General features: G+C 63.2%; 15 protein-coding genes. 5 read left to right on the top strand and 10 right to left on the bottom strand.

Annotation, left to right across the window (positions count from 1 at the left end; translation table 11 throughout):
- Positions 1–111: 111 nt before the first annotated feature.
- Together ACODS9_RS21275 and ACODS9_RS21280 are read right to left on the bottom strand one after the other, a co-directional pair.
- Positions 112–540 (bottom strand): TOBE domain-containing protein, encoded by a 429-nt coding sequence (locus tag ACODS9_RS21275; RefSeq protein ID WP_401108276.1) that lies wholly within the window; start codon positions 538–540, stop codon positions 112–114.
- 24 nt (positions 541–564) lie between these two features.
- Positions 565–828 (bottom strand): accessory factor UbiK family protein, encoded by a 264-nt coding sequence (locus ACODS9_RS21280; RefSeq protein WP_102683536.1) that lies wholly within the window; start codon positions 826–828, stop codon positions 565–567.
- Positions 829–1,234: 406 nt separating this feature from the next.
- Between ACODS9_RS21280 and glnK the strand changes: the two genes are divergently transcribed.
- From glnK to sutA, 3 genes are all read left to right on the top strand, one after another.
- Positions 1,235–1,573, top strand: a complete 339-nt coding sequence (gene glnK, locus ACODS9_RS21285) for a P-II family nitrogen regulator (RefSeq protein WP_002555808.1) — start codon at positions 1,235–1,237, stop codon at positions 1,571–1,573.
- Positions 1,574–1,620: 47 nt separating this feature from the next.
- Entirely contained in the window at positions 1,621–2,955 is a 1,335-nt protein-coding gene (locus tag ACODS9_RS21290; RefSeq protein WP_489094696.1) for an ammonium transporter, read from the top strand.
- 430 nt (positions 2,956–3,385) lie between these two features.
- Entirely contained in the window at positions 3,386–3,715 is a 330-nt protein-coding gene (gene sutA, locus ACODS9_RS21295) for a transcriptional regulator SutA (protein WP_023632536.1), read from the top strand.
- A gap of 57 nt (positions 3,716–3,772) precedes the next feature.
- Here sutA and ACODS9_RS21300 read toward each other — a convergent pair whose 3' ends face one another.
- From ACODS9_RS21300 to ACODS9_RS21325, 6 genes are all read right to left on the bottom strand, one after another.
- Entirely contained in the window at positions 3,773–4,240 is a 468-nt protein-coding gene (locus tag ACODS9_RS21300) for an SRPBCC family protein (RefSeq protein WP_489094697.1), read from the bottom strand.
- 32 nt (positions 4,241–4,272) lie between these two features.
- Entirely contained in the window at positions 4,273–7,704 is a 3,432-nt protein-coding gene (locus ACODS9_RS21305; protein ID WP_489094698.1) for an amino acid adenylation domain-containing protein, read from the bottom strand.
- A gap of 10 nt (positions 7,705–7,714) precedes the next feature.
- The gene (locus ACODS9_RS21310; protein WP_489094699.1) at positions 7,715–8,644 is read right to left on the bottom strand and encodes a diiron oxygenase; all 930 of its coding nucleotides are present in this window, start codon (positions 8,642–8,644) and stop codon (positions 7,715–7,717) included.
- The gene (locus ACODS9_RS21315) at positions 8,641–9,417 is read right to left on the bottom strand and encodes a DUF3050 domain-containing protein (protein WP_489094700.1); all 777 of its coding nucleotides are present in this window, start codon (positions 9,415–9,417) and stop codon (positions 8,641–8,643) included. The genes ACODS9_RS21310 and ACODS9_RS21315 overlap by 4 nt, the downstream gene beginning before the upstream one ends.
- Positions 9,418–10,016: 599 nt before the next feature.
- The gene (locus ACODS9_RS21320) at positions 10,017–10,577 is read right to left on the bottom strand and encodes a hypothetical protein (RefSeq protein ID WP_489094701.1); all 561 of its coding nucleotides are present in this window, start codon (positions 10,575–10,577) and stop codon (positions 10,017–10,019) included.
- 78 nt (positions 10,578–10,655) lie between these two features.
- Complete coding sequence (locus ACODS9_RS21325; RefSeq protein ID WP_401108290.1) at positions 10,656–11,348, bottom strand: GntR family transcriptional regulator; 693 nt, start codon at positions 11,346–11,348, stop codon at positions 10,656–10,658.
- 270 nt (positions 11,349–11,618) lie between these two features.
- Here ACODS9_RS21325 and lapG point away from each other — a divergent pair, with 270 nt between their 5' ends.
- Positions 11,619–12,320 (top strand): cysteine protease LapG, encoded by a 702-nt coding sequence (gene lapG / locus ACODS9_RS21330; protein ID WP_401108293.1) that lies wholly within the window; start codon positions 11,619–11,621, stop codon positions 12,318–12,320.
- 10 nt (positions 12,321–12,330) lie between these two features.
- The gene (gene lapD / locus ACODS9_RS21335; RefSeq protein WP_401108296.1) at positions 12,331–14,277 is read left to right on the top strand and encodes a cyclic di-GMP receptor LapD; all 1,947 of its coding nucleotides are present in this window, start codon (positions 12,331–12,333) and stop codon (positions 14,275–14,277) included.
- A gap of 54 nt (positions 14,278–14,331) precedes the next feature.
- On the opposite strand, the gene ACODS9_RS21340 is transcribed toward lapD, so the two are convergent.
- Both ACODS9_RS21340 and ACODS9_RS21345 read right to left on the bottom strand, forming a co-directional pair.
- Positions 14,332–14,673: a hypothetical protein gene (locus tag ACODS9_RS21340; RefSeq protein WP_046857559.1), complete on the bottom strand. Its 342-nt coding sequence runs from the start codon at positions 14,671–14,673 to the stop codon at positions 14,332–14,334.
- Between the two features lie 159 nt (positions 14,674–14,832).
- On the bottom strand, positions 14,833–25,306 hold a 10,474-nt coding region (locus ACODS9_RS21345; protein ID WP_489094702.1), incomplete at its 5' end, for an immunoglobulin-like domain-containing protein.

Below are 25,306 nucleotides of genomic sequence, written 5' to 3' on the forward strand. Positions count from 1 at the left end.
TAACTTAAATAAGTTTCATCTGCTGGGAGGGGAATTAATCCAGTGTGCCGCGCGATTAGCATCGCGGGGCAATCCCGCTTCTACCTGGACAAGGTAGAAGCGGGCATTCGATCAGGGCTTGGCACCCAGGATGATGTGCGAGGCCTTGATCAGCGCGGTGGCCTTCACACCCGGCGTCAGGCCAAGCTCCTGCACCGCTTCGCGGGTGACGATGGCATACACCTCGGTGCCGCCGGACAGCTTCAGCACCACCTCGGCATTCACCGCGCCGTCGCCGACCCGCAGCACTTCGCCTTCGAGGCTGTTGCGCGACGACAGCCTGTAGCCGGCGGCATCGGTCATCAGCACCACCCACGGTGCCTTGACCAGCGCCACGGCCTGCTTGCCGACGTTGATGTTGAGGTTGTGCAGGCTGGCCATGGTGACCACCGCCACCAGTTTCTCGCCGCCGCCGAGGGTCAGCTCGACCTCGGCATTCACCGCGCCAGGCTGGACGGCGCTGACGGTACCTTCGAATACATTGCGGGCACTGACTTTCATGGCAAACACTCCGTGTATCGATCGTTATTCCTTGGCGGACGGCGCCATCCTGGCTTCCAGCTCGGCGAATTGCTGCTCGAGGGCTTCGAGACGGGCGCGGGTGCGGGCCAGCACCACCATCTGGCTGTCGAACTCCTCGCGGCTGACCAGGTCGAGCTTGCTGAAAGCACCCTGCATCAGCACCTTGAACTGGCTTTCCAGTTCGGCGCGGGGCGCGGCGGTGTCGCCGCTGAACAGGCGCGAGGCCTGGTCGCTCAGGGCATCGAGGAAGGCTTTGGGCGCGAGCATGTCTGGTATCCGCTGATCACTGAAAGGGCAGCAGTGTAGCACGGGGCTTTTGCCCGCTTGCCCTGCACGCTTTTCGCGCAGGGCGGCCAAAAGTCGCGCACCGATTTTGTGCACTTTTTCGCTGCTGGCAACTGGCCAATCCCTACCGATTCACGCAACTCCCTGTTTTCCCGATCGTTGTTCGAACTGGCAAGGTTTCTGCAAAGACCCGAGTGAGCCATGCACTGATGCAGTCCCTTGTGACCAGGCAGTGCGCAGGCGGAGCCGCAAGGTCCTTCGTCACAGGCGGATCGTGTGTCGGCGGGGAGAATGGAGCCGACGACGCGTTACAAAGCCAGGCGCTGCGCTTAGACTTGAGACGGGTTTGTTTTCCTGGGGCAAGTCCATCAAATCGGGAGAGAGTTTCATGAAGCTAGTCACTGCCATCATCAAGCCGTTCAAGCTGGACGACGTGCGCGAGTCGCTGTCGGAAATCGGCGTGCAGGGCATCACCGTGACCGAGGTCAAAGGCTTCGGCCGGCAGAAGGGTCACACCGAGCTGTATCGCGGCGCTGAATACGTGGTCGATTTCCTGCCCAAGGTGAAGATCGATGTCGCCATCGACGACAAGGACCTCGATCGGGTGATCGAAGCCATCACCAAGGCAGCCAACACCGGCAAGATCGGCGACGGCAAGATCTTCGTGGTCAATCTGGAGCAGGCGATCCGCATCCGTACCGGCGAAACCGATACCGACGCGATCTAAGCGCCAAGCAAAGCCTCACCAAACCCAACGCCCCAGGAGAAAACAACATGACTCTGCGCAAGATCGCAGGGCTAGGAGCCCTATTGTCCCTCGTAATGCCAGGGCTGGCCCTGGCCGAGGAAACTGCCGCCCCCGTGCTGAACTCCGGCGACACCGCCTGGATGCTCACCGCGACGGCACTGGTCCTGTTCATGACCATCCCGGGCCTGGCCCTGTTCTACGGCGGCATGGTGCGCTCGAAGAACGTGCTGTCGGTGATGATGCAGTGCTTCGCCATCACCGGCCTGATCAGCATCCTCTGGGTCATCTACGGCTATAGCCTGGCTTTCGATACCGCCGGTATGGAAAAGGGCGTGCTCAACTTCAATTCCTTCATCGGTGGCTTCTCCAAGGCCTTCCTCAGCGGCCTCACGCCGTCGGGCCTGACCTCGGCTACCGCGCTGTTCCCCGAGGCAGTGTTCATCACCTTCCAGATGACCTTCGCCATCATCACCCCGGCGCTGATCGTCGGTGCCTTCGCCGAACGCATGAAATTCTCGGCGATGCTGATCTTCATGGGCGTGTGGTTCACCCTGGTCTATGCGCCGATCGCGCACATGGTCTGGAGCGGTGACGGCGCGCTGATGTGGGACTGGGGTGTGCTGGACTTCGCCGGCGGCACCGTGGTGCACATCAATGCCGGTATCGCCGGCCTGGTCTGCTGCCTGGTGCTGGGCAAGCGCAAAGGCTACCCGACCACGCCGATGGCCCCGCACAACTTGGGCTACACCCTGATGGGCGCGGCCATGCTGTGGATCGGCTGGTTTGGCTTCAACGCCGGTTCCGCCGCCGCCGCCAACGGCACTGCCGGCATGGCCATGCTGGTGACCCAGATCGCCACCGCCGCCGCCGCCCTGGGCTGGATGTTCGCCGAGTGGATTTTCCACGGCAAGCCAAGTGCACTGGGCATCGCCTCGGGCGTGGTCGCCGGTCTGGTCGCCATCACCCCTGCCGCGGGTACCGTCGGCCCGATGGGCGCGCTGGTGATCGGCCTGGTGTCCGGCGTGGTCTGTTACTTCTGCGCCACCAGCCTCAAGCGCAAGCTGGGCTATGACGACTCCCTCGACGCCTTCGGCGTGCACGGTATCGGCGGCATCGTCGGCGCCCTGCTCACCGGTGTGTTCGCGGCGCCTGCCCTGGGCGGCTTCGGCGCGGTCACCGACATTGCCGCGCAGTTCTGGATCCAGGCCAAGGGCGTGATCTTCACCGTGGTCTACACCGCCATCGTCACCTACGTGATCCTCAAGGTCCTGGACCTGGTGATGGGCCTGCGGGTCAGCGAAGAAGAAGAGTCGGTCGGTCTCGACCTGGCTCAGCACAACGAGCGCGGCTACAACCTGTAACCGCCACGCTGGAAAACTTGCCCGGTTCGCCGGGCATTTTTTTGCCTGTAGTTTGCCGGTTCGCGCCGGGCAAACGGTTTCTCTGTCCTGATCGCGACGTAGGTAGAAAACTTACAAGTCATTGGGCGTTTCTGGTGCTTTGCTTTTTCTGCGAGCGCGCTAGAATGCGCGCCGAAGGGGCCGGACGAGTAGTCCACACACTTCGCTACCCTTTGCTAGGCTTGCCAATAGCCTGTGGCCAGCAAGGGCTCAAAAGATTTTGTCAGGCCTTGCCAGGAGCAAGGCCTGCAGGGTGCCAGGCCCCCCATGAGGGGGTGGACACCCAGGGCAGTGGCCAATCCACGGCCAGTTGAATTTTCACTGGTGGCTGCCGGTCTACGGCTGCACCGGTCTATAACTAACCTGCTTTTCGCAAGTCATGAGGTAGAACATGAGCGACGACGATCTGGAAAATGATGACCTCGAAGTAGGCGACGAAGACGAGGCTGATGACGGCCTGGAAGCTGCGGCCGACGATGGCGCGGAAGATGCCGGCGATGACGACAGCAGCCCGGCACCCGCTGCCAAGGGCAAGTCCAAGGCGGCTGTCTCGGTAGACGAGATGCCGAGCATGGAAGCCAAGCAGAAAGAGCGCGACGCGCTGGCCAAGGCGATGGAAGAGTTCCTTTCGCGCGGTGGCAAGGTGCAGGAAGTGGAGGCCAACGTGGTCGCCGATCCGCCCAAGAAGCCGGACAACAAGTACGGCAGCCGCCCTATCTGAGTGGCTGAACGCAAAAAAGCCCGCCGTCGCTGCGGGCTTTTTTGTGGGTCAGTGATATCAGCTCAGCAGGTTACGTACATTCCCCATCGCCTCATCGGCAAAGCCCTGCAGGAACGCCTGGAAGCCCGGCAGAGCCTCCGGGCCACCTTCCCAGGGAACGGCCTGGATGGTCCAGGTGGCCAGGCTGCGGCTGGCGTCGATCGCCTGCACTTGCATGGCCGCCCACAGATTGCCGATATTCAAGCTGGTGTAGATCAGGCTCCAGGTCATGTTCATGGCTTGATCGTCACGGCTGTTCAACTGCTCGATCACCACGTTGCCATCCTTGAACAGCTTCTTGCGCACCGAGCGCACACCGCTGCCGGTCATCTCGATATGCGCCAGGGCAGGAATGAACACCGGGAAGCCAGCGAAGTTGCCGACGATGTTCCACACGTTGGCTGCCGGCGCGGCGATCTCCACGCTGGAAACCACCAGACAGCCTTGCGGGTTGCGGATCAGGGTATCGGGTTTGAGTGCTTGCATAGGGGTATTGCTCCTGTTGTGTATGAAAGGGATCAGATAAAGCCGATGTCGGCCAGGTAGCGGCAGCCGCGGCTGAGCAGTGCCGAGTCCTTGCTCGGGTAACGGGCGCCCATGCGCTGCACGCCGGCACGGGCGTTGTCGTGGGCGATGCCAGAGATGTCACCGATGTCTTCCTCGAAACCGTCCAGGTAGAAGCCCAGGACGTCGTACAGCGCGTTGTCGCTATCGACCCTGGCCAACTGGCGCTGCCATTGCTCGATGCTGACCAGTTCGAAGGCATGGCCCTGGGCATGGAATGAAGCCAGGTAGTCACGCCAGCGCAGGGGTTCGGGGTTGTGCAGGTTGAACACGCACTGGCCGGCCTGGTGACGGCTGCTGTGGAAAGCGATGAAGCGGGACAGGAAGTCCACCGGCATGAGGTCGAAGTCGATCTCGAGCTCCGGCACCTGGCCCAACTGCAGCGAGCCCTTGAGCATCAGCATCAGCCGGTTGCGCTGAGGCTGGCAGGCCCCGGTGCGGCTATCGAAGGTGATGTTGCCGGGGCGGAACAGGTTGACCCACACACCCTGCTCACGGGCACGGCTGAGGATGCGCTCGCCGACCCATTTGCTCAGGTTGTAACCGTTGCGTATGTAGATCGGCGGGGTACTGCTCGGATCGCTCTCCAGCACGCGACCGTCAATGTCCACCGCGCTGCAAGCGGACAGGGTCGAGACGAAGTTGAAGATCTTTTTGCGTCGGCCTTCGCATAGCCGCAGGCACTCGAACAAGGGCTCGATGTTGTCGGCTGCCAGGACCTCGTAGTCGAGCACATGGTTGACCTGCGCGGCGTTGTGCAGCAACGCGCCATAGTTGCTGTCCAGGTAGTCGTAGTCGGCCTGGGCCAAACCCAGCAGTGGCTTGCGCAGGTCCGCTTCGAATACCCGTACGCGGCTGCGGTCCAGGGTGACGTGGTTGTCCCGCAGGGCCTGCGAGAAACGCTCATCGGCGGATAGCCCTGCGGCGCTGCGTACCAGGCAAGCGACTTCACTTGCGCCCCACTCAAGCAGGGCCTCGACCAGATGCACGCCAAGGAAGCTGTTGGCCCCGGTGACGATCACCTTGTGCACATCGCCCAGGCGCTCCATCGGTTGCACCTGCAGGCCCAGGTCGCGATTGGCGTCCTGCTCCAGGCGTGCCAGGGAGGTTTGCAACGCCTCGTGATCGCCATCGAGCAGCGCGCCCAGGCGTTGCAGGGTCGGCTGTTCGATGAAGCGGTTGATGGCCACCCCCTGGCCGAAGTGTTCCCTGACCTCCAGTAGCAGGCGCGACAGCAGGATGGAGTGACCGCCGAGGTTGAAGAAGCTGTCGTCGACGGAAATCTCGCTTTGTGGGAGCTCCAGCAGCGCACTCCACAGGCAGCGCAGGCGCTCCTCGGTGGTTGTCCGTGGTTCGATGCGCTGGCTGGTCGGCAAGGCCAGTGGACGCAACGACAACGCCCGGCGATCCACCTTGCCGTTGGCGGTATAGGGCATCTGCTGCAGCACCTGATAGAACATCGGGCGCATGTAGTCGGGCAGGTGTCGCTCGGCATGCTCGCGCAGCAAGGTTTCGGCATCGGCCTGTTGCGGGTGGGCAAGGAAGGCCAGGACCCGCCGCTGGACGTCGATCACCACCGCCACCTGGGCGAACAGCTGGCTATCGCGCAGGCAATGCTCGATTTCTTCGGGTTCGACCCGGAAACCACGGATCTTCACCTGGTTGTCTCGCCGCCCGCACAACTCGATACCTTGCTCGGTCCATTTGCCGATATCCCCCGTGCGGTAGGCGCGCAGTGTGCGGCCCGCGGGCAAGCTCAGCTCGACGAAGCGTTCGGCGCTCAGTTCGGGGTTGTTCAGGTAACCCAGGCCGACACCTGGCCCGGCGATGTACAGCTCGCCGGGGGTCTGCTCACAAACCGGCTGCAGGTGCTGGTCGAGTATCAACACTTGGGTGTTGGCAATCGGCAGCCCCAGGTTGCGGTTGTCGTCGCCGGCGTCGAACACCCGGGTTGTGGCCAGCACGGTGGTTTCGGTCGGCCCATAGATGTTGTGCATCCGGCATTGCCCGGCCAATCGGGCGATGACCTCCGGTTCGCAGACGTCGCCGCCGGTGACCAGATGGCGCAGGCCCAGATGGAGATCCCGGGGCAGGATGCTCAGCAGCGCCGGTGGCAGAAACGCGTGGCTCACTTCCTCTCTGTGGATAAGTTGTACCAGCAGCTGCGGATCGCGACGCTGGTCCTCACTGGGCAGGACCAGTTCCGCGCCACAGGCGAACGTCGGCAGGATATCCAGCAGCGAGGCATCGAAGCCGATGGTGGAGAACTGCAGGACCCGGCTGTGCCGGTCCAGATCCACATGCTCGCGATACCAGGCCATGAAGTGCGCCAGGTTGCCCTGGCTGAGCAACACGCCTTTCGGTTGGCCGGTGGTGCCGGAGGTGTAGATCGCCACGCAGGCCTGCTCGGCGGCAGCCTGGCGCAACGCCAGGCTGGGCAGCGGCAAGTCCTGCGCCAAAGCAAGGTTGCGCACATCCACATCAGGGATATCCACAGGCGTCTGGCCGTCGTGCAGCATGACGCAGGCGCCAGCGTCGTCGAGGATCAGCTGGCGGCGCTCGGCCGGTGTGGCCGGATCCAGTGGCAGGTAGATGGCGGCGCAGCCCAGCACCGCCAGCAGGCTGGCGTAGAGCTCGGGTGACTTGCCCATGCACACGGCGACCACAGGCGGCTGTTCCCCGGCTTTGGGCAACAGCGGCAACAAGGCCCGCTGGATGACGGCGGCGCGGGCATGCAGTTGCTCATAAGTGCAACACTGGCCATCGTGGTTCACGGCAGGAGACCCGGCGTGCACACGCAGGCTGTGTTCCAGGCCGCCGATCAGGCCTGTTTCGGCCTTCTCCAGCAAATCGGCGCGCAGCGTGCGGTTGAACGGGTGGCGGTAGGCCAAAGTGTCCAGCCAGTCCAGGCCGTGCTCACGCTCCTGGTCTCCAGGGCTTACCGCAGGCGTCTCCTGCAAATGCGACGGGTTGCGGGCGAAGCGGGTGACCTGCAGCGCCAGTTGCTCGCACAGGGCTTGCAAGGTGTCCTCGCGTAGCTGTTGGCCATTGCCGGAGGGTGGCGTGTGTATCGGCACGCGATGGATCAGCCGCTGGGCGCTGGCACTGCCGCACCAGCACAGGGCCTCCAGTTGCGGCAGGGTGTCGGCGTAGCTCGCACCCAGGCGTAGCCTGAGCAGCGGCGTGCCGCCCAGGGGCTGCCAGTCACTGCTGCTCAGTGCCAGGCTGCCATCTTCCACCACCAGGTCGGGATGGGCCGACAGCTGCCGGGGCAGGGCCTGGGCGCAGTCGGCCCTGGCCGAGCCATGTCCGTGCTCGGCGAGCAGGCGGGCGAACTCCTCCAGGGGCGGGCTGGTGCCCACCAGGAGTATGTCGAGGCGTCTCATGTCTAGGTCCTCAGGGCAGATAGTCGCGCAGGGCGTCCTGTACGCAGGGCGACTCGAGCATCGAGCTGCTGCGGAAGAAGCGCAGGATGTTGCCCAGCAGCGGATGCTGGCGGTTGATCGGGTAGGCCAGGCCCAGCGCTTCCTCGCGCAGGGCCTGGCGTACCGTATCGCTCACCGGCAAGGCGTCGATCAGGGCACAGTCGAAAGCCTGCTGGATGTCGTTGGTCAGGTACTGGCGCAGGAACAACGGCAGTACCTTGGCGATCATCTGGCGATCCGCCTCAGGCGCGGTATGCCAGTAGATGCGCGTCAGGCGCGCCCAGAAGCTCGAGTGACGACCTTCGTCCAGCAGGTGATCGGCCATCAGGCCCTTCACCGAGGGCTTGACCGAGTCGTCGCGGGCAAAAGCCGCGACATCGTCGGTCAGGGTGTTCTCGGCGATGCCCACGCAGATCAGCTCCAGGGCGTCACGCAGGGCCTCGGGAACCTGTTCCAGCACGGCTGGAATGGCGCGGCTGAGTTCGATTTCCTGGGGCAGGGCGATCGGCTCGATGCCGGTCAGGGCGGTGGTCTGCTGCAGGAAGTCCATCGCGACCAAGGCGTGATAGTCCTCGTCCACCACCACGGTCATCGCGTCGTAGCGGCAGGCGAACGGGAAACGCACGGCAAAGCGGTCCTTGGCGATGCGCCTGGCGGTGCGGTCGACGATCTCGGTCTCGAAGATCACCACGTCATTGATGAACTTGTAGAGGCTCTGTACCAGCACGAAGTCGCGCAACTGCGGGCACTCGCGCTGGAACGTCGCGCCGAGCACCAGGGGCTGGCGGCTCAGGGGGTAGATCAGGCGCTGGTCATCCTCCACCAGGCGCCGCGGCCGGGTGCGAATGGTTGCCCTGGCCTCCCAGGCCTCGGCAAAGGAGCGATACTCGAGGGCATTCATGGGGTGACCTCGGCAACAGCCGTTTTCAGCGACGTACGCAGGCGGTCCCACAGGGCCATGCGGCTGTCCACCGCGGCGATGGCGGCCACGTAGACGTCTTCCTGGCGCAGCGGATCGTGATCGACCAGGCGTGCCAGCAATTGCTCGGCGGCGGGGCCGTGGTCCTCGGAGTCGACCTCGATGTGACGTTGCAGGTAGTAGCGGAAGGTCGGTGCCTGCTCGGTGCCGATGCCCCACTCGTCGAGAATCTGCTGGAACATTGCTGGAATGACGCTTTCCCGCCCATGCAGGAAGGCGGCGGCAACCTGGTGGGCCGGTGCCTCGATGGCCACTTCGAGGGTGTCGCGAACGAATCGCTGCGCGGCTTCACTGGCGCCGCAAAGTTGCAGCGCGTCGAATGCCGCGACGCCTTGTTGCTGCAGGCTGACGAAGCGCTCGATGGCCTGGGTGCTGGCACCGACTTCGCGCATGGCATCGAGGTATAGCTCGAAGTGGCTGTAGTGACCATGATCGAGGCGATCGTCCGATTCCTCGCCCAGGACGATCTCGTTGATCAGGCGCGCCGCGGCCGGGTCCCTTGGTGGCAGCCAGGGCAGGCTGACGCAGGTCAGCTCCTGCTGCAGGCGCTTGGTCAGCGACATGAAGTCCCAGACGGCGAACACGTGGGTTTCCATGAACCCACGCAGCGTCTCCAGAGAATCGATTTCGGAAAATAGCGGGTGCAGGGAAAGTTCATGTTTCTTGTCGGAAAGTGTGCGCTTCAATGTGCTCATGATGAGATCCATTTAGAGGTGATATGCAGGGACGCTATGCTCTGGAAGTTGCAAGGCAACTAAATGCCGGGCGAATGAAGGCCTCGAGTGAAAACTCGAATTCGAACAACGGTCAGAGGCCGCCAGGGCTTGTTTGGCGAGGTGTCCACGGTGACGCCTGGCCGCCATTGGCTGGCGATATAAAAGTTAGAACAACTTCAAAGTTGGTCGCAATTGTTTTTTTGATTATTTTATGCTCGGACTTTTCTTGAAATATAAGTGCCTGAATAAAACTTTGAGTAAGTTTTATTTTGGCAATGCGTGCTCCTTCCGATAATTAACGATCAGAAAAATAGACACAGAGTGAATGCCTCACTCGGAGCACGAATGAACGGAGATGGAGAGAGGGACTATTCAGGGGCGGCTGATCGCTTGCGGTCCTTGCCCCGGTGCCAGGTTCCTTCTGCAGGTGAATGAGGAGGCAGACGGCCAGGTCCACGTCTGATGATCAGCGGCCGCTGCGGGGGGTAGAGTGTGCCCAAAATGCTGGCACTGCCATGGCCAGGCACTGACCAGGCAGCGGAAAAGCTTTGATCAGCGCACGGATGGCAAGGGGAGAATTAGAAGCTTAGCAACCCGAGGTGGGCGTTGAAGATGCGCACCAAGCGCTGGTTCAACAGCGAAGTATCGACCGCTTGCACCGGTAGCTCAATGAGCTCCAGCTCCCGGCGTACCAGGCTGTGCCAGCCGAGCATCGCTGCCAGCGAGCCCGGCGGATAGAGCACGGTCATGGGGATATGCAGGGGCAGGTAGGTGGTGCTGAATTGTGGGCTGTCACAGCTTGCAACAAACAAGTGCCGGGTCAGGCCCGGGCAAGCACTTTGCACCTGCTGTATCAGCGCCAAGGCGATGTGCGCGCCCAGGCCTTGGGCAAACACCGCATGCGGCTGCATGAGGTAGGGCTGGAGCTGTTCGACCAGGGCCTGGGTCAGGCGCCCGGAAATGGGCAGGGATTGTTCGAGGTCGGCAATGGAGGGGACATCGACCGCGACCAGCTCGATGGGGTCGCTCAGGGTTCTTGCCCAGGTGCGGTACTGGGCAAGTTGCTGCCGTGTGCTTGCCAGGCAGATCAGGCGAATCCTGGGCGGCTGGTCGGGCATGGTGTCCTGTCGAGTCTGCACGTGCGCTGCCGTTCCTTGTGGCGGATCGTGTCGGCGCAGCAGGTTGGTCGCCAGGGGCGGCTGCGCGGTTGGGCAGGATCAGTTGGCCGATTGCCTGTCGAGGTATTTCCTGATGGTGCGCGCGGCGTGGTTGAGGTGCTCTTCCAGGAGCTTCACAGCCTCGTCCACCAGTCTGTCGTTGGCGGCATCGACAAGGGCAATGTGGTCATCCTGGGTGAGTTTGCCCAGGCCCATCGAGGACAGATGGAAGCGCAGGAAGCGTTCCTCTTCGTTCAGCTCGATCTCGATCATGCGCAGCAGCTTCTGGTTCCGCGCCTTGCTGTAGAGGGCCATGTGGAACAGGCGATTGAGCCGGCCGATTTCGGCATGACGGGTCTCGGTCTCCAGTTGGCGAATGTAGGCCCTGGCCTGGGCGATGTCATCGGCATCGAGCAAGGGGATCGACTGGCGCAACGCCTCGGTCTCGAGCAGCACGCGCAGGGCGTACGTGTCGACGGCATCCTCACCGATCAATGGCGCTACCACGGCGCCTTTGTGCATCACCACCTGCAGCAGGGACTGGGCTTCGAGTTGGCGCAGTGCCTCGCGCACAGGCATGCGGCTGACACCGAACAGGGTCGCCAACTCTTGCTGGCGCACGGCGGTGCCCGGGGGCAGGCGGCCATCGAGGATGGCACTGCGCAGGCGCTCTTCGATAACACCCCGGGCCAGGTGCGGTGGTACTTGTTCGCTGCCCAGGACGGTGCTCAGGAGTTTGGGTTTCTCAGCCACGCGGGGTTCGCCTCGGCAACATGAAAATTGGATCCAATAACCCTAGTGAGGGAAGGGGGCGCTTGTCAAACGGATTGATCAAGCGATGCGCCGTGGCGCAGAGTCAAAACGCGGCTATCGTGAAGCAAGTTGCCGGCATTGGGAAGACAGCCAAGGTCGCCAGCCCTTGTACGAAGCGGGTTTGCCGACAGTTGGCAGCATGATCGCACGGTGCCATTGTCTTTTGCGCCTCCAGCCCGCACCATCGCTGCTTTCGACTGATCTGAACGGGTGTCCGCAGTGGCGATACCTTGGCCTCTCAATGCGACCGCACGCCGGCTCGGCCTTGCCGCGCTGCTCGGTTGCCTGTGGCTGGGCGTCATTCAGGCTGATTGGGACTTCTCGCAGATCAGCCGTCGCGCCCAGGCTCTATATGGCCCGATGGGCGCGGGGCAGGGGCGTATCGATGCCTGGCAGAACCTGATGGCGACACAGAAGCAGGGCAGCGAACTGGAGCAGCTGCAGGTGGTCAACCTGTTCTTCAACAAGCAGCTGCGCTATGTCGAGGACATCGACCTGTGGCACGAGGTCGATTACTGGGCCACGCCGGTACAATCGCTGATAAAGGGTGCGGGCGACTGCGAGGACTATGCCATCGCCAAGTACTTCAGCCTGCGGCGCATGGGCATCCCCGCCGAAAAGCTGCGCATCACCTACGTCAAGGCCTTGCGCCAGAACCGTGCGCACATGGTCCTGACCTATTATTCAAGCCCACAGGCCCAGCCGCTGGTGCTGGACAGCCTGATGGACGCGATCAAGCCGGCCAGCCAGCGTACCGACCTGCTGCCGGTGTATGCCTTCAACGGTGAAGGCCTGTGGTTGACCGGCGCGGGCGGCAACAAGAAGGTCGGCGACACCAAGCGCCTGTCGCGTTGGCAGGATCTGCTGAAGAAAATGCAGGCCGAAGGGTTCCCGGCCGAACCGGTTTACTGAAGGAGCACAGATGTCACTGTTCAAACAATTGCTGCTAGCCATTTGCCTGTTCCTGGTGATCGCCTTCAGTGGCAGCTTCATGGTCAGCCTGGAGAGCTCGCGCAGCCAGTACGTCAACCAGCTGCGCTCCCATGCCCAGGACGCCGCGACCGCGCTGGCGTTGTCGCTGACGCCGAACATCGACGATCCGGCGATGGTGGAGCTGATGGTCAGCTCGATTTTCGACAGCGGCTACTACTCGAGTATCAAGGTCATCGACCTGGACTCCAACGCCGTGCTGGTCGAGCGCCACGCAGAGCCCGACGCTGGCGGCGTGCCGGGCTGGTTCATCCAGCTCATCGGCCTGGAGCCGGCCGGTGGCGATGCCCTCGTCAGCCGTGGCTGGCAGCAGGCGGCGCGGGTCGAGGTGATCAGCCACCCGATGTTCGCCCTGGGCAAACTCTGGCAGAGCGCCCTGGGCAGCCTTGGCTGGCTGCTGCTGTGCGGCGCGGTGAGCGCGGTGCTCGGGGCCCTGCTGCTGCGCCGTCAGTTGCGCCCGCTCGACTACATGGTGGCGCAGTCCCACGCCATCGCCCGTCGTGAATTCCTCAGCCTGCCCGAGCTGCCGCGCACCCCCGAGCTGCGCCGTGTGGTGCAGGCGATGAACCAGATGGTCGAGAAGCTCAAGGCACTGTTCACCGAGCAGGCCGAGCGCAGCGAGAAGCTGCGTGCGGAGTCCTACCAGGACAGCCTCACCGGCCTTGCCAACCGTCGTTACTTCGAAATGCAGCTCAATGCCCGGGTCAGCAACCTGGAGGAGGCCCGTACCGGCTACCTGCTGTTGCTGCGGGTCCAGGACCTGGCCGGGCTCAATGCCCGCCTGGGTGGTCAGCGTACCGACCAGTTGCTGCAGGCAGTGGGTGAGCAGCTGCGCCGCACCTGTGCGAACTATCCGGAGACCAACGACCTGATCACCCGCAGCCGTGGCGGCGAGTTCGCGGTGTTGGCGCCGGGCATGGTCCATGACGAGGCGATCCAGCTGGCCCAGGCCCTGGAAGCCACCTTGCAGAGCCTGCACGAGACCGGTGCCAGCGATGTCGACCCGGTGGCCTGCATCGGCCTTGCCCCCTACAGCCCCGGCGATGCGCCGCAAGCGTTGCTCAAGCTCGCCGACGAGGCCCTGGCCCGCGCCGAGAGCCAGCCCACGCCGGGCTGGGTATGCCTGGAGCAGGGCGCCGCGGGCCAGGCCGCCGACAGCCACCACGCCTGGCACACGCGCCTGGACCAGGCGCTGGGCAAAGGGCAGTTCGAGCTGTTCTTCCAACCGGTCGTGGACGCCAAGGCGCCAGAGCGGGTGCTGCACTACAAGGTCATCTCGCGCCTGCACGACGAAGAGGGCGAAGCCCTGGCGGCCGGCCGCTTCCTGCCCTGGCTGGAGCGCTTCGGCTGGATGGCGCGGCTGGACCTGCTGGTGCTGGAGAAGGTGCTCAAGCATCTGCAAGGGCATGGTGAAGCGCTGGCGCTGAACCTGTCGGCCGCCACCCTGGCCGACCCCAAGGCGTTGCAGCGGGTCTATGAACTGTTGGGGCAGCACGGCGCGTTGGGGCAGCGGCTGACCTTCGAGATCGGCGAGGAGCAACTGCCCGAGCAGACGGTGCTGGAGCAGCTCACCCGGCGCCTGCGCGCTTTGGGCTTTAGCCTGGCGCTGCAACGCTTCGGCGGGCGCTTCAGCATGATCGGCAACCTGGCCCACTTGGGGCTGGCCTACCTGAAGATCGACGGTGGCTACATCCGCAACATCGACCAGGAACGGCACAAGCGCCTGTTCATCGAGGCCATCCAGCGGGCTGCGCACAGCATCGACCTGCCGCTGATCGCCGAGCGGGTGGAGACCGAAGGGGAGTTGAAGGTGCTGCGGGAGATGGGCGTGCAGGGCATCCAGGGGCAACTGGTGGGTGGCCCGGCACCCTGGCGTTGAGCAGGCTCGGCGTTATCGCGGGGCAATTCGCACCGCGATGCGCCGCCAGCATGATCAAATCAGCCCGCCTTCCTCATCTTCCTCGATCAGGTTGTTCAGGCTACCCAGCGCCTTGCGCGCGGTGGAGCGGTTGAGCAACTTGGCCTGGGCGCCGGGCGGCAGGTCGGTGATGCTGAACACGCCTTTGGCAGTCAGCACCTCGATCAGGTCCTCCAGCACCCGGATCATGTCCAGATCGCTCTGCTTGAGCTGCTTGAGGCTGTTCTCGACGACATCGTCGGCGAACCATTCCTGGATCTCGGCACTGTCGGCGGGGACCATGTCCGTAAATCCATCAAACCCGGCGGCTTCCACTCGCAGCAAACGGCCGTCAGCGTCGCGTTGCACGTAGAACATGGCGGCGTCCCTCGTCACGATGATTCCTTGTTGGTAGTCAGCAGCATAGGCAAAGTTCACCGGGCGTGTAGGCCCGGTGCACGAGTATGCGCGTGAAGCGTTGGCGGGGAAAGCCCGCCCCGACGCGGCGGCCGTTGCCGGCTGCCGCGGGGGTGGGGATCAGCTGTTGGAGTTGTCGATCTTGATGGTCGGGTCGCCACCGCTGATCAACGAGTTGATCGTGGTGTTGGACCAGTTGACACCTTCGAGCTTGATGCTCACATCGGCGTTGGCCAGGCCGCCGGCGGCGTTGAGCTTGCCTTCGGTACTGACTTGCAGGGTCGACTCGCCATTGACCGTGGTGATCTTCAGGAAGTTGTCGATGGTGCTGGCCTTCTCGCCCTGGAGCAGGTCTCTGAGGTCGAGGCGGTCGCCTTCGCTTGCCTTGAAGTCCTTGATCACGTCGTTGCCCAGGTCGCCGGCCTTCCACACGAAGGTGTCGGCACCGCTGCCACCGGTCATGATGTCATCGCCCTTGCCGCCGATGAGGGTGTCATTGCCGGCACCGCCAAACAGGATGTCGTTGCCTTCACCGCCGAGCAGGGTGTCGTTGCCGGTGCCGCCGAGCAGGATGTCGTTGCCCTTGCCGCCGTCGATGTAGTCGTTGCCACCCTGGCCGAAGATGATGTCGTTGCCGTTGCCGCCCAGCAGGGTGTCGGCGCCATCGTTGCTGCGTGAGACGTCGAACTCGGTGTAGTGCTCGGTGATGTACTTGTGCATCGCCCGTGCGTCCACGCTGCCCGCGTCTACGCCCAGCTTGTCGGCGACATAGCCGCGGATCGCCTCGACACCGGTGCCGGCAATACCGTCGAAGACCATCAGGTCGCCGAAGATGATGTCGTTGCCGTCGCCGCCATTGACCGTGTCGTTGCCCGGCTGGGTGACTTCGGTATGGCCGAGGATGGCCTCGGCCAGCTTGCTCGGGTCGATGTTGGTCTGTGGCTTGCCGTCGGTGTCGTACGGTTTCAGGTCGTTGGTGTTGACGCCATTGTTGAGGCCGATGGCCTCGACCTCGGACAGGCCCGAGAGCAACTTGAAGCTGTCCTGCGAGTTGCTCGTGGTGGTGCTGTTGGTGTCGTAGCCCAGGCCACCACGCGAAGACAGCTCGTAGGTGCCGTTACCTTCCGCGTGCAGCTCGCCCGATACGCCGTATTTCCAACCGTTGCGGTAGTACTGCACCTGCAGGTTACCGGCGTTGTCGATGCTGACGTAGTTGGTGTTGCTGCTGTCGATGTAGCCGTTGTACGCCATGCCCGGCTTGTAGTTGATCGAAGCCAGGAAGGTGTCCAGGGTGATGCCCGAGGTACCCAGGGTCGGGTTGGAGTTCTCGTTGGTCTGGTAGTAGGTCGGCTTGCCATCGGTGATGAAGAACGTCTGGTTGCTGCCGGTATTGCCACCATCCTTGAGGTTCTGGAACCAGTTGGCGGTGGTCTTGAAGGCGTCCTCGTAGTTGGTGCCGCCGTCTGCCCGCAGGTTGTTCAGGGCGTTGAGCAGCTGCTGCAGGCCTGCATCGTTCAGGGTCACCGAAACGCTGCTCTTGACCTGGGTGGCGAAGTCCACCAGGAGGATGTTCACGGTGCCCGACTGGTCGCCCTTGACGCTGGCGGCCAGGGTCTTGAACACCGATTCCAGGGATTTCTTCGCCGCATCCACGCCGGACGAACCCATGCTGCCCGAGGTGTCGACGATGAAGGCGAGGTTGTAGTCCTGGCCCGGCACCACGTGCAGGCCGGTGACGTCGGCAACCACCACATCGTTGCCGTCGGTGCCGGTAATGTTGTCGCTGTCCGAGGACAGGTTGCTGGTGGTGTAGGACTGCGGGTAGACGGTGACCTTGATGGTGCCTTCGCTGGTCGCGGTGCTGCCGCCGACGCTCTCGGTGGAGGTCGAGCTGACCTTCACGTCGAACTGGCCTTGGTAGTAAGCCGGCGGCTTGATGGTCAGGCTGCCCAGGTTCCAGCCGGTGACGTCCACCGCGTCCTTGCCGACGGTGAAGGTATGGCCGGCATTATCGGCCAGCACCGAGCCTGCCGGGATGCCGCTGAGCTTGACGCTCAGGGACTCGGAGCCGTCGGTGTCGGTGAGGTTGGTGCTGATGCCCACCAGCTTGACCGGGGCGCCGTTCTCGCTGCCTTCGTTGAGCTTGTAGCCGTCGTAGTAGCCCTGGTTGTTGCTGCCGTGCAGGTCGCCGACGGTCACGCCGGCGTTGGTCAGGTCCTTGACGCTCGGGTACATCGGGATGTTCGAGCTGTTGAGGTCGGTGACCGCGCCGTTGCCCACCTTGATATTGACATCCAGGCTGCCAGGGCCGGCCTGGTTGGCGTTGTAGATCTCCAGGGTGTAGTAGCCGCTGGTGGTCGGGGTGAAGCTGCCGGAGATGGCGCCGCTGCCCGAGCCCCAGGTGCCGCTGGCGACGTTCTTGCCGCCCACGACGATCTGCAGGCTGTCGTCGGCGGTACCGCTGAACGCGTAGGTCTTGCCGGCTTCCAGGTAGATCAGGCCGGAGGTCTTGGAGCCGCTGCCCGCGGTCACGCTGGCAACCGTGTCGACACCGGTGACGGTCTCGCTCTTGCTGGCATTGCCGGAGTTGGCAAAGACATTCTTCAGCGCATCGCCGGTGATGCCGTTGCCGTTGCTACCCAGGCCGGTGAGGCTGTTCCAGGTTTCCTTGAGCAGGCCGATCGAGTTGACGTTGTTGTTGCCGATGTTCAGGTCCGGCTTGTCGGCCACCGGGGCGATATCGACCTTCATGGTCACTTCGCCGCCGGCGTTGGTGCCGTCGTTGGGCTTGTACTTGATCTGCGCGTAGTCGGCTTGCTTGTTGCCCACGCCGCTGCCGCCATAGCCGTCGACGCCCGACTGGTTGGCCAGCGGCACGAACTTGAGCTTGCCGGCGGCGATGTCGGCCTGGCTGATGTTCTGGTTGAGCGAGACATCCACCCACGAGGTGCCGTTGAAGAACTTCAGGCTGCCCAGGTCCGGCAGCTTGCTGATGGTCACCGACAGGCCGGTGTTGCCATCGGCGTCGCTGACGTTGAAGTCGCCCCACTTGAACACGTAGTCGGTGTCTTCGCTGCCAGTCACCGCGCCGCCGGTCGACACCGGCGCATGGTCGTTGTCGATGATGGTGGTGGTGACGCTGGATTTGCCCGCGTCGACCTGCAGGTTCTCGAAGCCGCCGCCCGTGGCGCCGCTGATCTTGACCGTGAAGTTCTCCGAGCCCTCGACCAGCTTGTCGTCGATGGTCTTGATGTCGAAGCTGGTACCGCTGCTGCCAGCCGGGATCTTCACGGTGACCACACCGGTGAAGTCCTGGCCGTCGGTGGCGGTGCCGCTGTAGGTCAGGGTGATGGTCACCTCGGACTTCGACGGGTTGCTCAGGGTCAGGTTGTAGTGGGCGGTGTCGCCTTCGGTCACCGAGGTGTCGCCGCTGATGCCGACGGTGGTCAGGTCGCCCTGGCCGCTCGGCTCGTCGGTGACGCTGGTGGTGACGGTGTTGCTGCCCAGGGTCAGTTTCTCGAAGTTGTCGCCACCGGCGACCGACTCGATCTTGTTGACGATGTTCGGCTGGCCACCGAGGTACGGGTCGTCCTTGGCGGTAATGGTGAAGGTGCCGCTGGCGCTGCCGGCCGGAATGGTGACCTTGGTGCCGTCGGTCAGGGTGAAGGTCAGGCCGTTGTGGCCGACTACCGACAAGCCTTGGGCATTGGTCAGGGTCACGGTGTAGGTGACCTGGCCGCCTTCGCTGACGGTGGTCTTGTCGGCAGACAGGGTAGCGACCACTTCACTGATGGTGTCGGTGATCTGCACGGTGGCGTTGCCGCCCAGCTCCAGGTTCTCGAAGGTCTTGCCGGTGACCGCGGCATCGGTGATGCCGACGGTCAGCGAGCTGCCGTCCTTGAACACGTCGTCGCCCTGCGCGGCAGCCTTGTACTCGACCTGGGTCTGGCCGGCCGGGATCACCACCTTGGTACCGTTGGACAGGGTCACGGTCAGGTCCTGCGCCAGTTTCTGGCTGACCTTGACGGTGAACGACGGCTGCTGGTCTTCGGTAACGTTGCCGTTGCTGACGATGGTGACCGAAACCTTGTCACCTTGGTTGCCGGTGCCGGGAGTGCCCGAACCTGGCTCGTCGGTGACGGAGGTCTTCACTTCGTTCTGACCCAGGGTCAGCTTCTCGAAGTTATCCGCGCCGGTGACGCCGGTGATCTTGTTGCTGATGGTTGGCTGACCACCGACGAACACGTCGTCCGGCGCGTTGATGGTGGCGGTGCCAGTGGCGCTACCGGCCGGGATGGTGACCTTGGTGCCATCGGTCAGGGTGAAGGTCAGGCCGTTATGGCCGGTAACCGACAGGCCCTGGGCGTTGGTCAGGGTCACGGTGTAGGTAACCTGGCCGCCTTCGGACACGGTGGTCTTGTCGGCGGACAGTGTGGCAACCACCTCACTGATGGTGTCGGTGATCTGCACGGTGGCGTTGCCGCCCAGCTCCAGGTTCTCGAAGGTCTTGCCGGTGACCGCGGCATCGGTGATGCCGACGGTCAGCGAGCTGCCGTCCTTGAACACGTCGTCGCCCTGTGCGGCAGCCTTGTACTCGACCTGGGTCTGGCCGGCCGGGATCACCACCTTGGTACCGTTGGACAGGGTCACGGTCAGGTCCTGCGCCAGTTTCTGGCTGACCTTGACGGTGAACGACGGCTGCTGGTCTTCGGTGACGTTGCCATTGCTGACGATGGTGACCGAAACCTTGTCGCCCTGGTTGCCGGTGCCCGGAGTGCCCGAGCCAGGCTCGTCGGTGACGGAGGTCTTCACTTCGTTCTGACCCAGGGTCAGCTTCTCGAAGTTGTCCGCGCCGGTGACACCGGTGATCTTGTTGCTGATGGTCGGCTGACCACCGACGAACACGTCGTCCGGTGCATTGATGGTGGCGGTGCCAGTGGCGCTGCCGGCCGGGATGGTGACCTTGGTGCCATCGGTCAGGGTGAAGGTCAGACCGTTGTGGCCGGTAACCGACAGGCCCTGGGCGTTGGTCAGGGTCACGGTGTAGGTGACCTGTCCGCCTTCGGACACGGTGGTCTTGTCGGCGGACAAGGTGGCCACGACTTCACTGATGGTGTCGTTGATCTGCACGGTGGCGTTGCCGCCCAGCTCGAGGTTCTCGAACGTCTTGCCGACCACGCTGGCATCGCTGATGCCAACGGTGAGCGGGCCGCCGTCCTTGAACACGTCGTCGCCCTGGATCGGCGCCTTGTACTCGACCTGGGTCTGGCCAGCCGGGATAACCACCTTGGCGCCATTGCTCAGGGTGACGGTCAGGTCCTGGTCGAGCTTCTGGCTGACCTTGACGGTGAACGATGGCTGCTGGGCTTCGTTGACATCGCCGTTGCCGACGATGGTGACCGAGACCTTGTCACCCTGGTTACCGGTGCCGGGAGTGCCCGAGCCCGGCTCGTCGGTGACGGAGGTCTTCACTTCGTTCTGACCCAGGGTCAGTTTCTCGAAGTTGTCGGCACCGGTGACACCAGTGATCTTGTTGCTGATGGTGGCCTGGCCACCGATGAATACGTCGTCCGGCGCGTTGATGGTGGCGGTGCCAGTGGCGCTGCCGGCCGGGATGGTGACCTTGGTGCCATCGGTCAGGGTGAAGGTCAGGCCATTGTGGCCGGTGACCGACAGGCCCTGGGCATTGGTCAGGGTCACGGTGTAGGTGACCTGGCCGCCTTCGCTGACGGTGGTCTTGTCGGCAGACAGGGTAGCGACCACTTCACTGATGGTGTCGGTGATCTGCACGGTGGCGTTGCCACCCAGCTCGAGGTTCTCGAAGGTCTTGCCGGTGACTACGGCATCGGTGATGCCGACGGTCAGCGAGCTACCGTCCTTGAACACGTCGTCGCCTTGGGCTGCAGCCTTGTACTCGACCTGAGTCTGGCCAGCCGGAATGATTACCTTGGCGCCATTGCTCAGAGTCACGGTCAGGTCCTGCGCCAGTTTCTGGCTGACCTTGACGGTGAAGCTTGGCTGCTGGTCTTCGGTAACGTTGCCATTGCCGACGATGGTGACCGAAACCTTGTCACCTTGGTTGCCGGTGCCGGGAGTGCCCGAACCTGGCTCGTCGGTGACGGAGGTCTTCACTTCGTTCTGACCCAGGGTCAGCTTCTCGAAGTTGTCCGCGCCGGTGACGCCGGTGATCTTGTTGCTGATGGTCGGCTGACCACCGACGAACACATCGTCCGGTGCATTGATGGTGGCGGTGCCAGTGGCGCTGCCGGCCGGAATGGTGACCTTGGTGCCATCGGTCAGGGTGAAGGTCAGGCCGTTGTGGCCAGTGACCGACAGGCCCTGGGCGTTGGTCAGGGTGACGGTGTAGGTGACCTGGCCACCTTCGGACACGGTGGTCTTGTCAGCGGACAGCGTGGCGACCACTTCACTGATGGTGTCGGTGATCTGCACGGTGGCATTGCCACCGAGCTCCAGGTTCTCGAAGGTATGGCCCGGAACCGTGGCATCGGTGATGCCGACGGTCAGCGAACTGCCGTCCTTGAACACGTCGTCGCCCTGGGCGGCAGCCTTGTACTCGGTCTGGGTCTGACCGGCCGGGATCACCACCTTGTCGCCGTTGGACAGGGTGACAGTCAGGTCGTATCCAAGCTTCTGGCTGACCTTGACGGTGAACGAGGGCTGCTGGTCCTCGGTGACATTGCCATTGCCGACGATGGTGACGGACACCTTGTCGCCCTGGTTGTCGGTACCCGGGGTTCCAGTGCCCGGCTCGTCGGTCACGGAGGTCTGCACCTCACCTTGGCCGAGGGTCAGTTTCTCGAAGTTGTCGGCACCGCTGACGGTCACCAGTTTGTTGCTGATGGTCGCCTGGCCGCCGACGAACACATCGTCCGGCGCATTGATGGTGGCAGTGCCGGTAGCGTTGCCGGCCGGGATGGTGACCTTGGTACCGTCGGACAGGGTGAAGGTCAGGCCATTGTGACCAGTGACCGACAGACCCTGGGCGTTGGTCAAGGTCACGGTGTAGGTGATCTGGCCACCTTCTGAAACAGTGGTCTTGTCGGCGGTGAGTGTCGCGACGACTTCACTGATGGTATCGGTGATCTGCACAGTGGCGTTGCCACCGAGCTCCAGGTTTTCGAAGGTCTTGCCGGTGACTGCGGCATCGGTGATGCCGACTGTCAGCGAGCTGCCATCCTTGAACACATCGTCGCCCTGGGCGGCAGCCTTGTACTCGGTCTGGGTCTGACCGGCGGGGATCACGACCTTGTCGCCGTTGCTCAGGGTCACGGTCAGGTCCTGCGCCAGCTTCTGGCTGACCTTGACGGTGAACGACGGCTGCTGGTCTTCGGTGACATTGCCGTTGCCGACGATGGTGACGGTGACCTTGTCGCCTTGGTTGTCGGTACCTGGAGTGCCGGTGCCTGGCTCGTCGGTCACGGTCGTGGTGATCGTGTTGTCGCCGAGGGTAAGCTTCTCGAAGTTGTCTGCGCCGCTGACGCCTTCGATCTTGTTGACGATCGCAGGCTGGCCACCGACGAACACGTCGTCCGGAGCGGTGATGGTGAAGGTGCCGCTGGCACTGCCCGCAGGAATGGTGACCTTGGTGCCATCGGTCAGGGTGAAGGTCAGGCCGTTATGGCCAGTGACCGACAGGCCCTGGGCGTTGGTCAGGGTCACGGTGTAGGTGATCTGGCCGCCCTCGGACACGGTGGTCTTGTCAGCGGTGAGGGTCGCGACCACTTCACTGATGGTGTCGGTGATCTGTACCGAGGCGTTGCCACCCAGCTCCAGGTTCTCGAAGGACTTGCCGTCAACGGCAGCATCAGTGATGCCGACAGTCAGGGTATCGCCATCCTTGAATACGTCATCGCCCTGGGCCTTGGCTTTGTACTCGGTTTCGGTCTGACCGGCTGGAATGACGACTTTGTCGCCGTTCGACAGGGTCACGGTCAGGTCGTGGTCGAGCTTCTGGCTGACCTTGACGGTGAAGGCTGGCTGCTGGTCTTCGGTGACATCGCCTTTGCCGACGATGGTGACGGTGACCTTGTCGCCCTGATTGTCGGTGCCCGGAGTGCCAGTGCCCGGCTCGTCTGTCACGGTCGTGGTGACCGAGTTGTCGCCGAGGGTCAGCTTCTCGAAGTTATCCGCGCCGCTGACGCTTTCGATCTTGTTGACGATGCTCGGCTGGCCACCGACGAACACGTCGTCCGCAGCGGTGATGGTGAAGGTGCCGCTGGCGCTGCCAGCCGGGATGGTGACCTTGGTGCCATCGGTCAGGGTGAAGGTCAGGCCATTGTGGCCGGTGACCGACAGGCCTTGGGCATTGGTCAGGGTGACGGTGTAGGTGATCTGGCCGCCTTCACTGACGGTGGTCTTGTCGGCAGACAGGGTCGCTACGACTTCGCTGACGGTGTCGTTGATCTGAACGCTGGCGTTGCCGCCGAGCTCGAGGTTCTCGAAGGTCTTGCCGGTGACCGAGGCGTCGGAAATCCCTACGGTCAGGGTGTCGCCATCCTTGAAGACGTCATCGCCTTGGGCTGTAGCCTTGTACTCAACCTGAGTCTGTCCCGCCGGGATCACGACTTTATCGCCGTTGCTCAGGGTCACGGTCAGGTCCTGACCGAGTTTCTGGCTGACCTTGACGGTGAACGACGGCTGCTGGTCTTCGGTGACTGCGCCGTTGCCGACGATGGTGACGGAGACTTTGTCACCTTCGTTGCCGGTGCCCGGAGTGCCGGTGCCTGGCTCGTCGGTGACGGAGGTTTTCACTTCGTCCTGGCCCAGGGTCAGTTTTTCGAAGTTGTCGGCGCCAGTCACGCCTTCCAGTTTGTTGGTGATAGTCGGCTGACCGCCGACGAATACGTCGTCCGGCGCATTGATGGTGATGGTGCCGGTGGCGCTGCCCGCTGGCACGGTGACCTTGGTGCCGTCGGTCAGGGTGAAGGTCAGGCCGTTGTGGCCGGTGACCGACAGGCCCTGGGCGTTGGTCAGGGTGACGGTGTAGGTGATTGGGCCGCCTTCGCTGACGGTAGTCTTGTCGGCGGTCAGGGTTGCGACCACTTCGCTGACGGTGTCGTTGATCTCAACGCTGGCGTTACCACCGAGCTCGAGGTTCTCGAAGGTCTTGCCGGTGACCGACGCATCGGAAATGCCGACTGTGAGAGTGTCGCCATCCTTGAAGACGTCATCGCCTTGTGCGGTAGCCTTGTACTCAACCTGGGTTTGACCCGCCGGGATCACGACTTTATCGCCGTTGCTCAGGGTTACGGTCAGATCCTGACCGAGTTTCTGGCTGACCTTGACGGTGAAGCTTGGTTGCTGGTCTTCGGTGACCGCGCCGTTGCCGACGATGGTGACGGTGACCTTGTCACCCTGGTTGTCGGTGCCCGGAGTGCCGGTACCCGGCTCGTCGGTGACGGAGGTCTTCACTTCGTCCTGACCCAAGGTCAGTTTTTCGAAGTTGTCGGCGCCGGTGACGCCTTCCAGCTTGTTGGTGATGGTTGGTTGACCACCGACGAACACGTCATCCGGTGCGGTAATGGTGAAGGTACCGCTGGCGCTGCCGGCCGGGATGGTGACCTTGGTGCCATCGGTCAGGGTGAAGGTCAGGCCATTGTGGCCGGTGACCGACAGGCCCTGAGCATTGGTCAGGGTCACGGTGTAGGTGATCTGGCCACCTTCGGACACAGTGGACTTGTCGGCGGTCAGGGTCGCGACCACTTCGCTGACGGTGTCGGTGATCTGCACCGAGGCGTTGCCGCCCAGTTCCAGATTCTCGAAGGACTTACCGTCAACGGCAGCATCAGTGATGCCGACAGTCAGGGTGTCGCCGTCTTTGAAGACGTCGTCGCCCTGGGCTTTGGCTTTGTACTCGGCTTCGGTCTGACCGGCTGGAATGACGACTTTGTCGCCGTTCGACAGGGTCACGGTCAGGTCGTGGTCGAGCTTCTGGCTGACCTTGACGGTGAAGGCCGGTTGCTGGTCTTCGGTGACATCGCCTTTGCCGACAATGGTGACGGTGACTTTGTCTCCCTGGTTGTCGGTGCCTGGAGTGCCGGTACCTGGCTCGTCAGTCACGGTGGTGGTGACCGAGTTGTCGCCGAGGGTCAGCTTCTCGAAGTTGTCGCCACCGGCAACCGATTCGATCTTGTTGACGATGCTCGGCTGGCCACCGACGAACACGTCATCCGGTGCGGTGATGGTGAAGGTGCCGCTGGCACTGCCGGCGGGAATGGTGACCTTGGTGCCGTCAGTCAGGGTGAAGGTCAGGCCATTGTGGCCGGTGACCGACAGGCCTTGGGCGTTGGTCAGGGTCACGGTGTAGGTGATCTGGCCACCTTCCGACACAGTGGTCTTGTCGGCAGTCAGGGTCGCGACGACTTCGCTGATGGTGTCGGTGATCTGCACCGAGGCGTTGCCACCCAGTTCCAGATTTTCGAAGGCCTTGCCATCGACGGCGGCATCGGTGATGCCGACGGTCAGGGTATCGCCGTCTTTGAAGACGTCGTCACCCTGGGCCTTGGCTTTGTACTCGGTTTCGGTCTGACCGGCTGGAATGACGACTTTGTCGCCGTTCGACAGGGTCACGGTC

Source organism: Pseudomonas sp. FG36 (genome assembly GCF_057809275.1).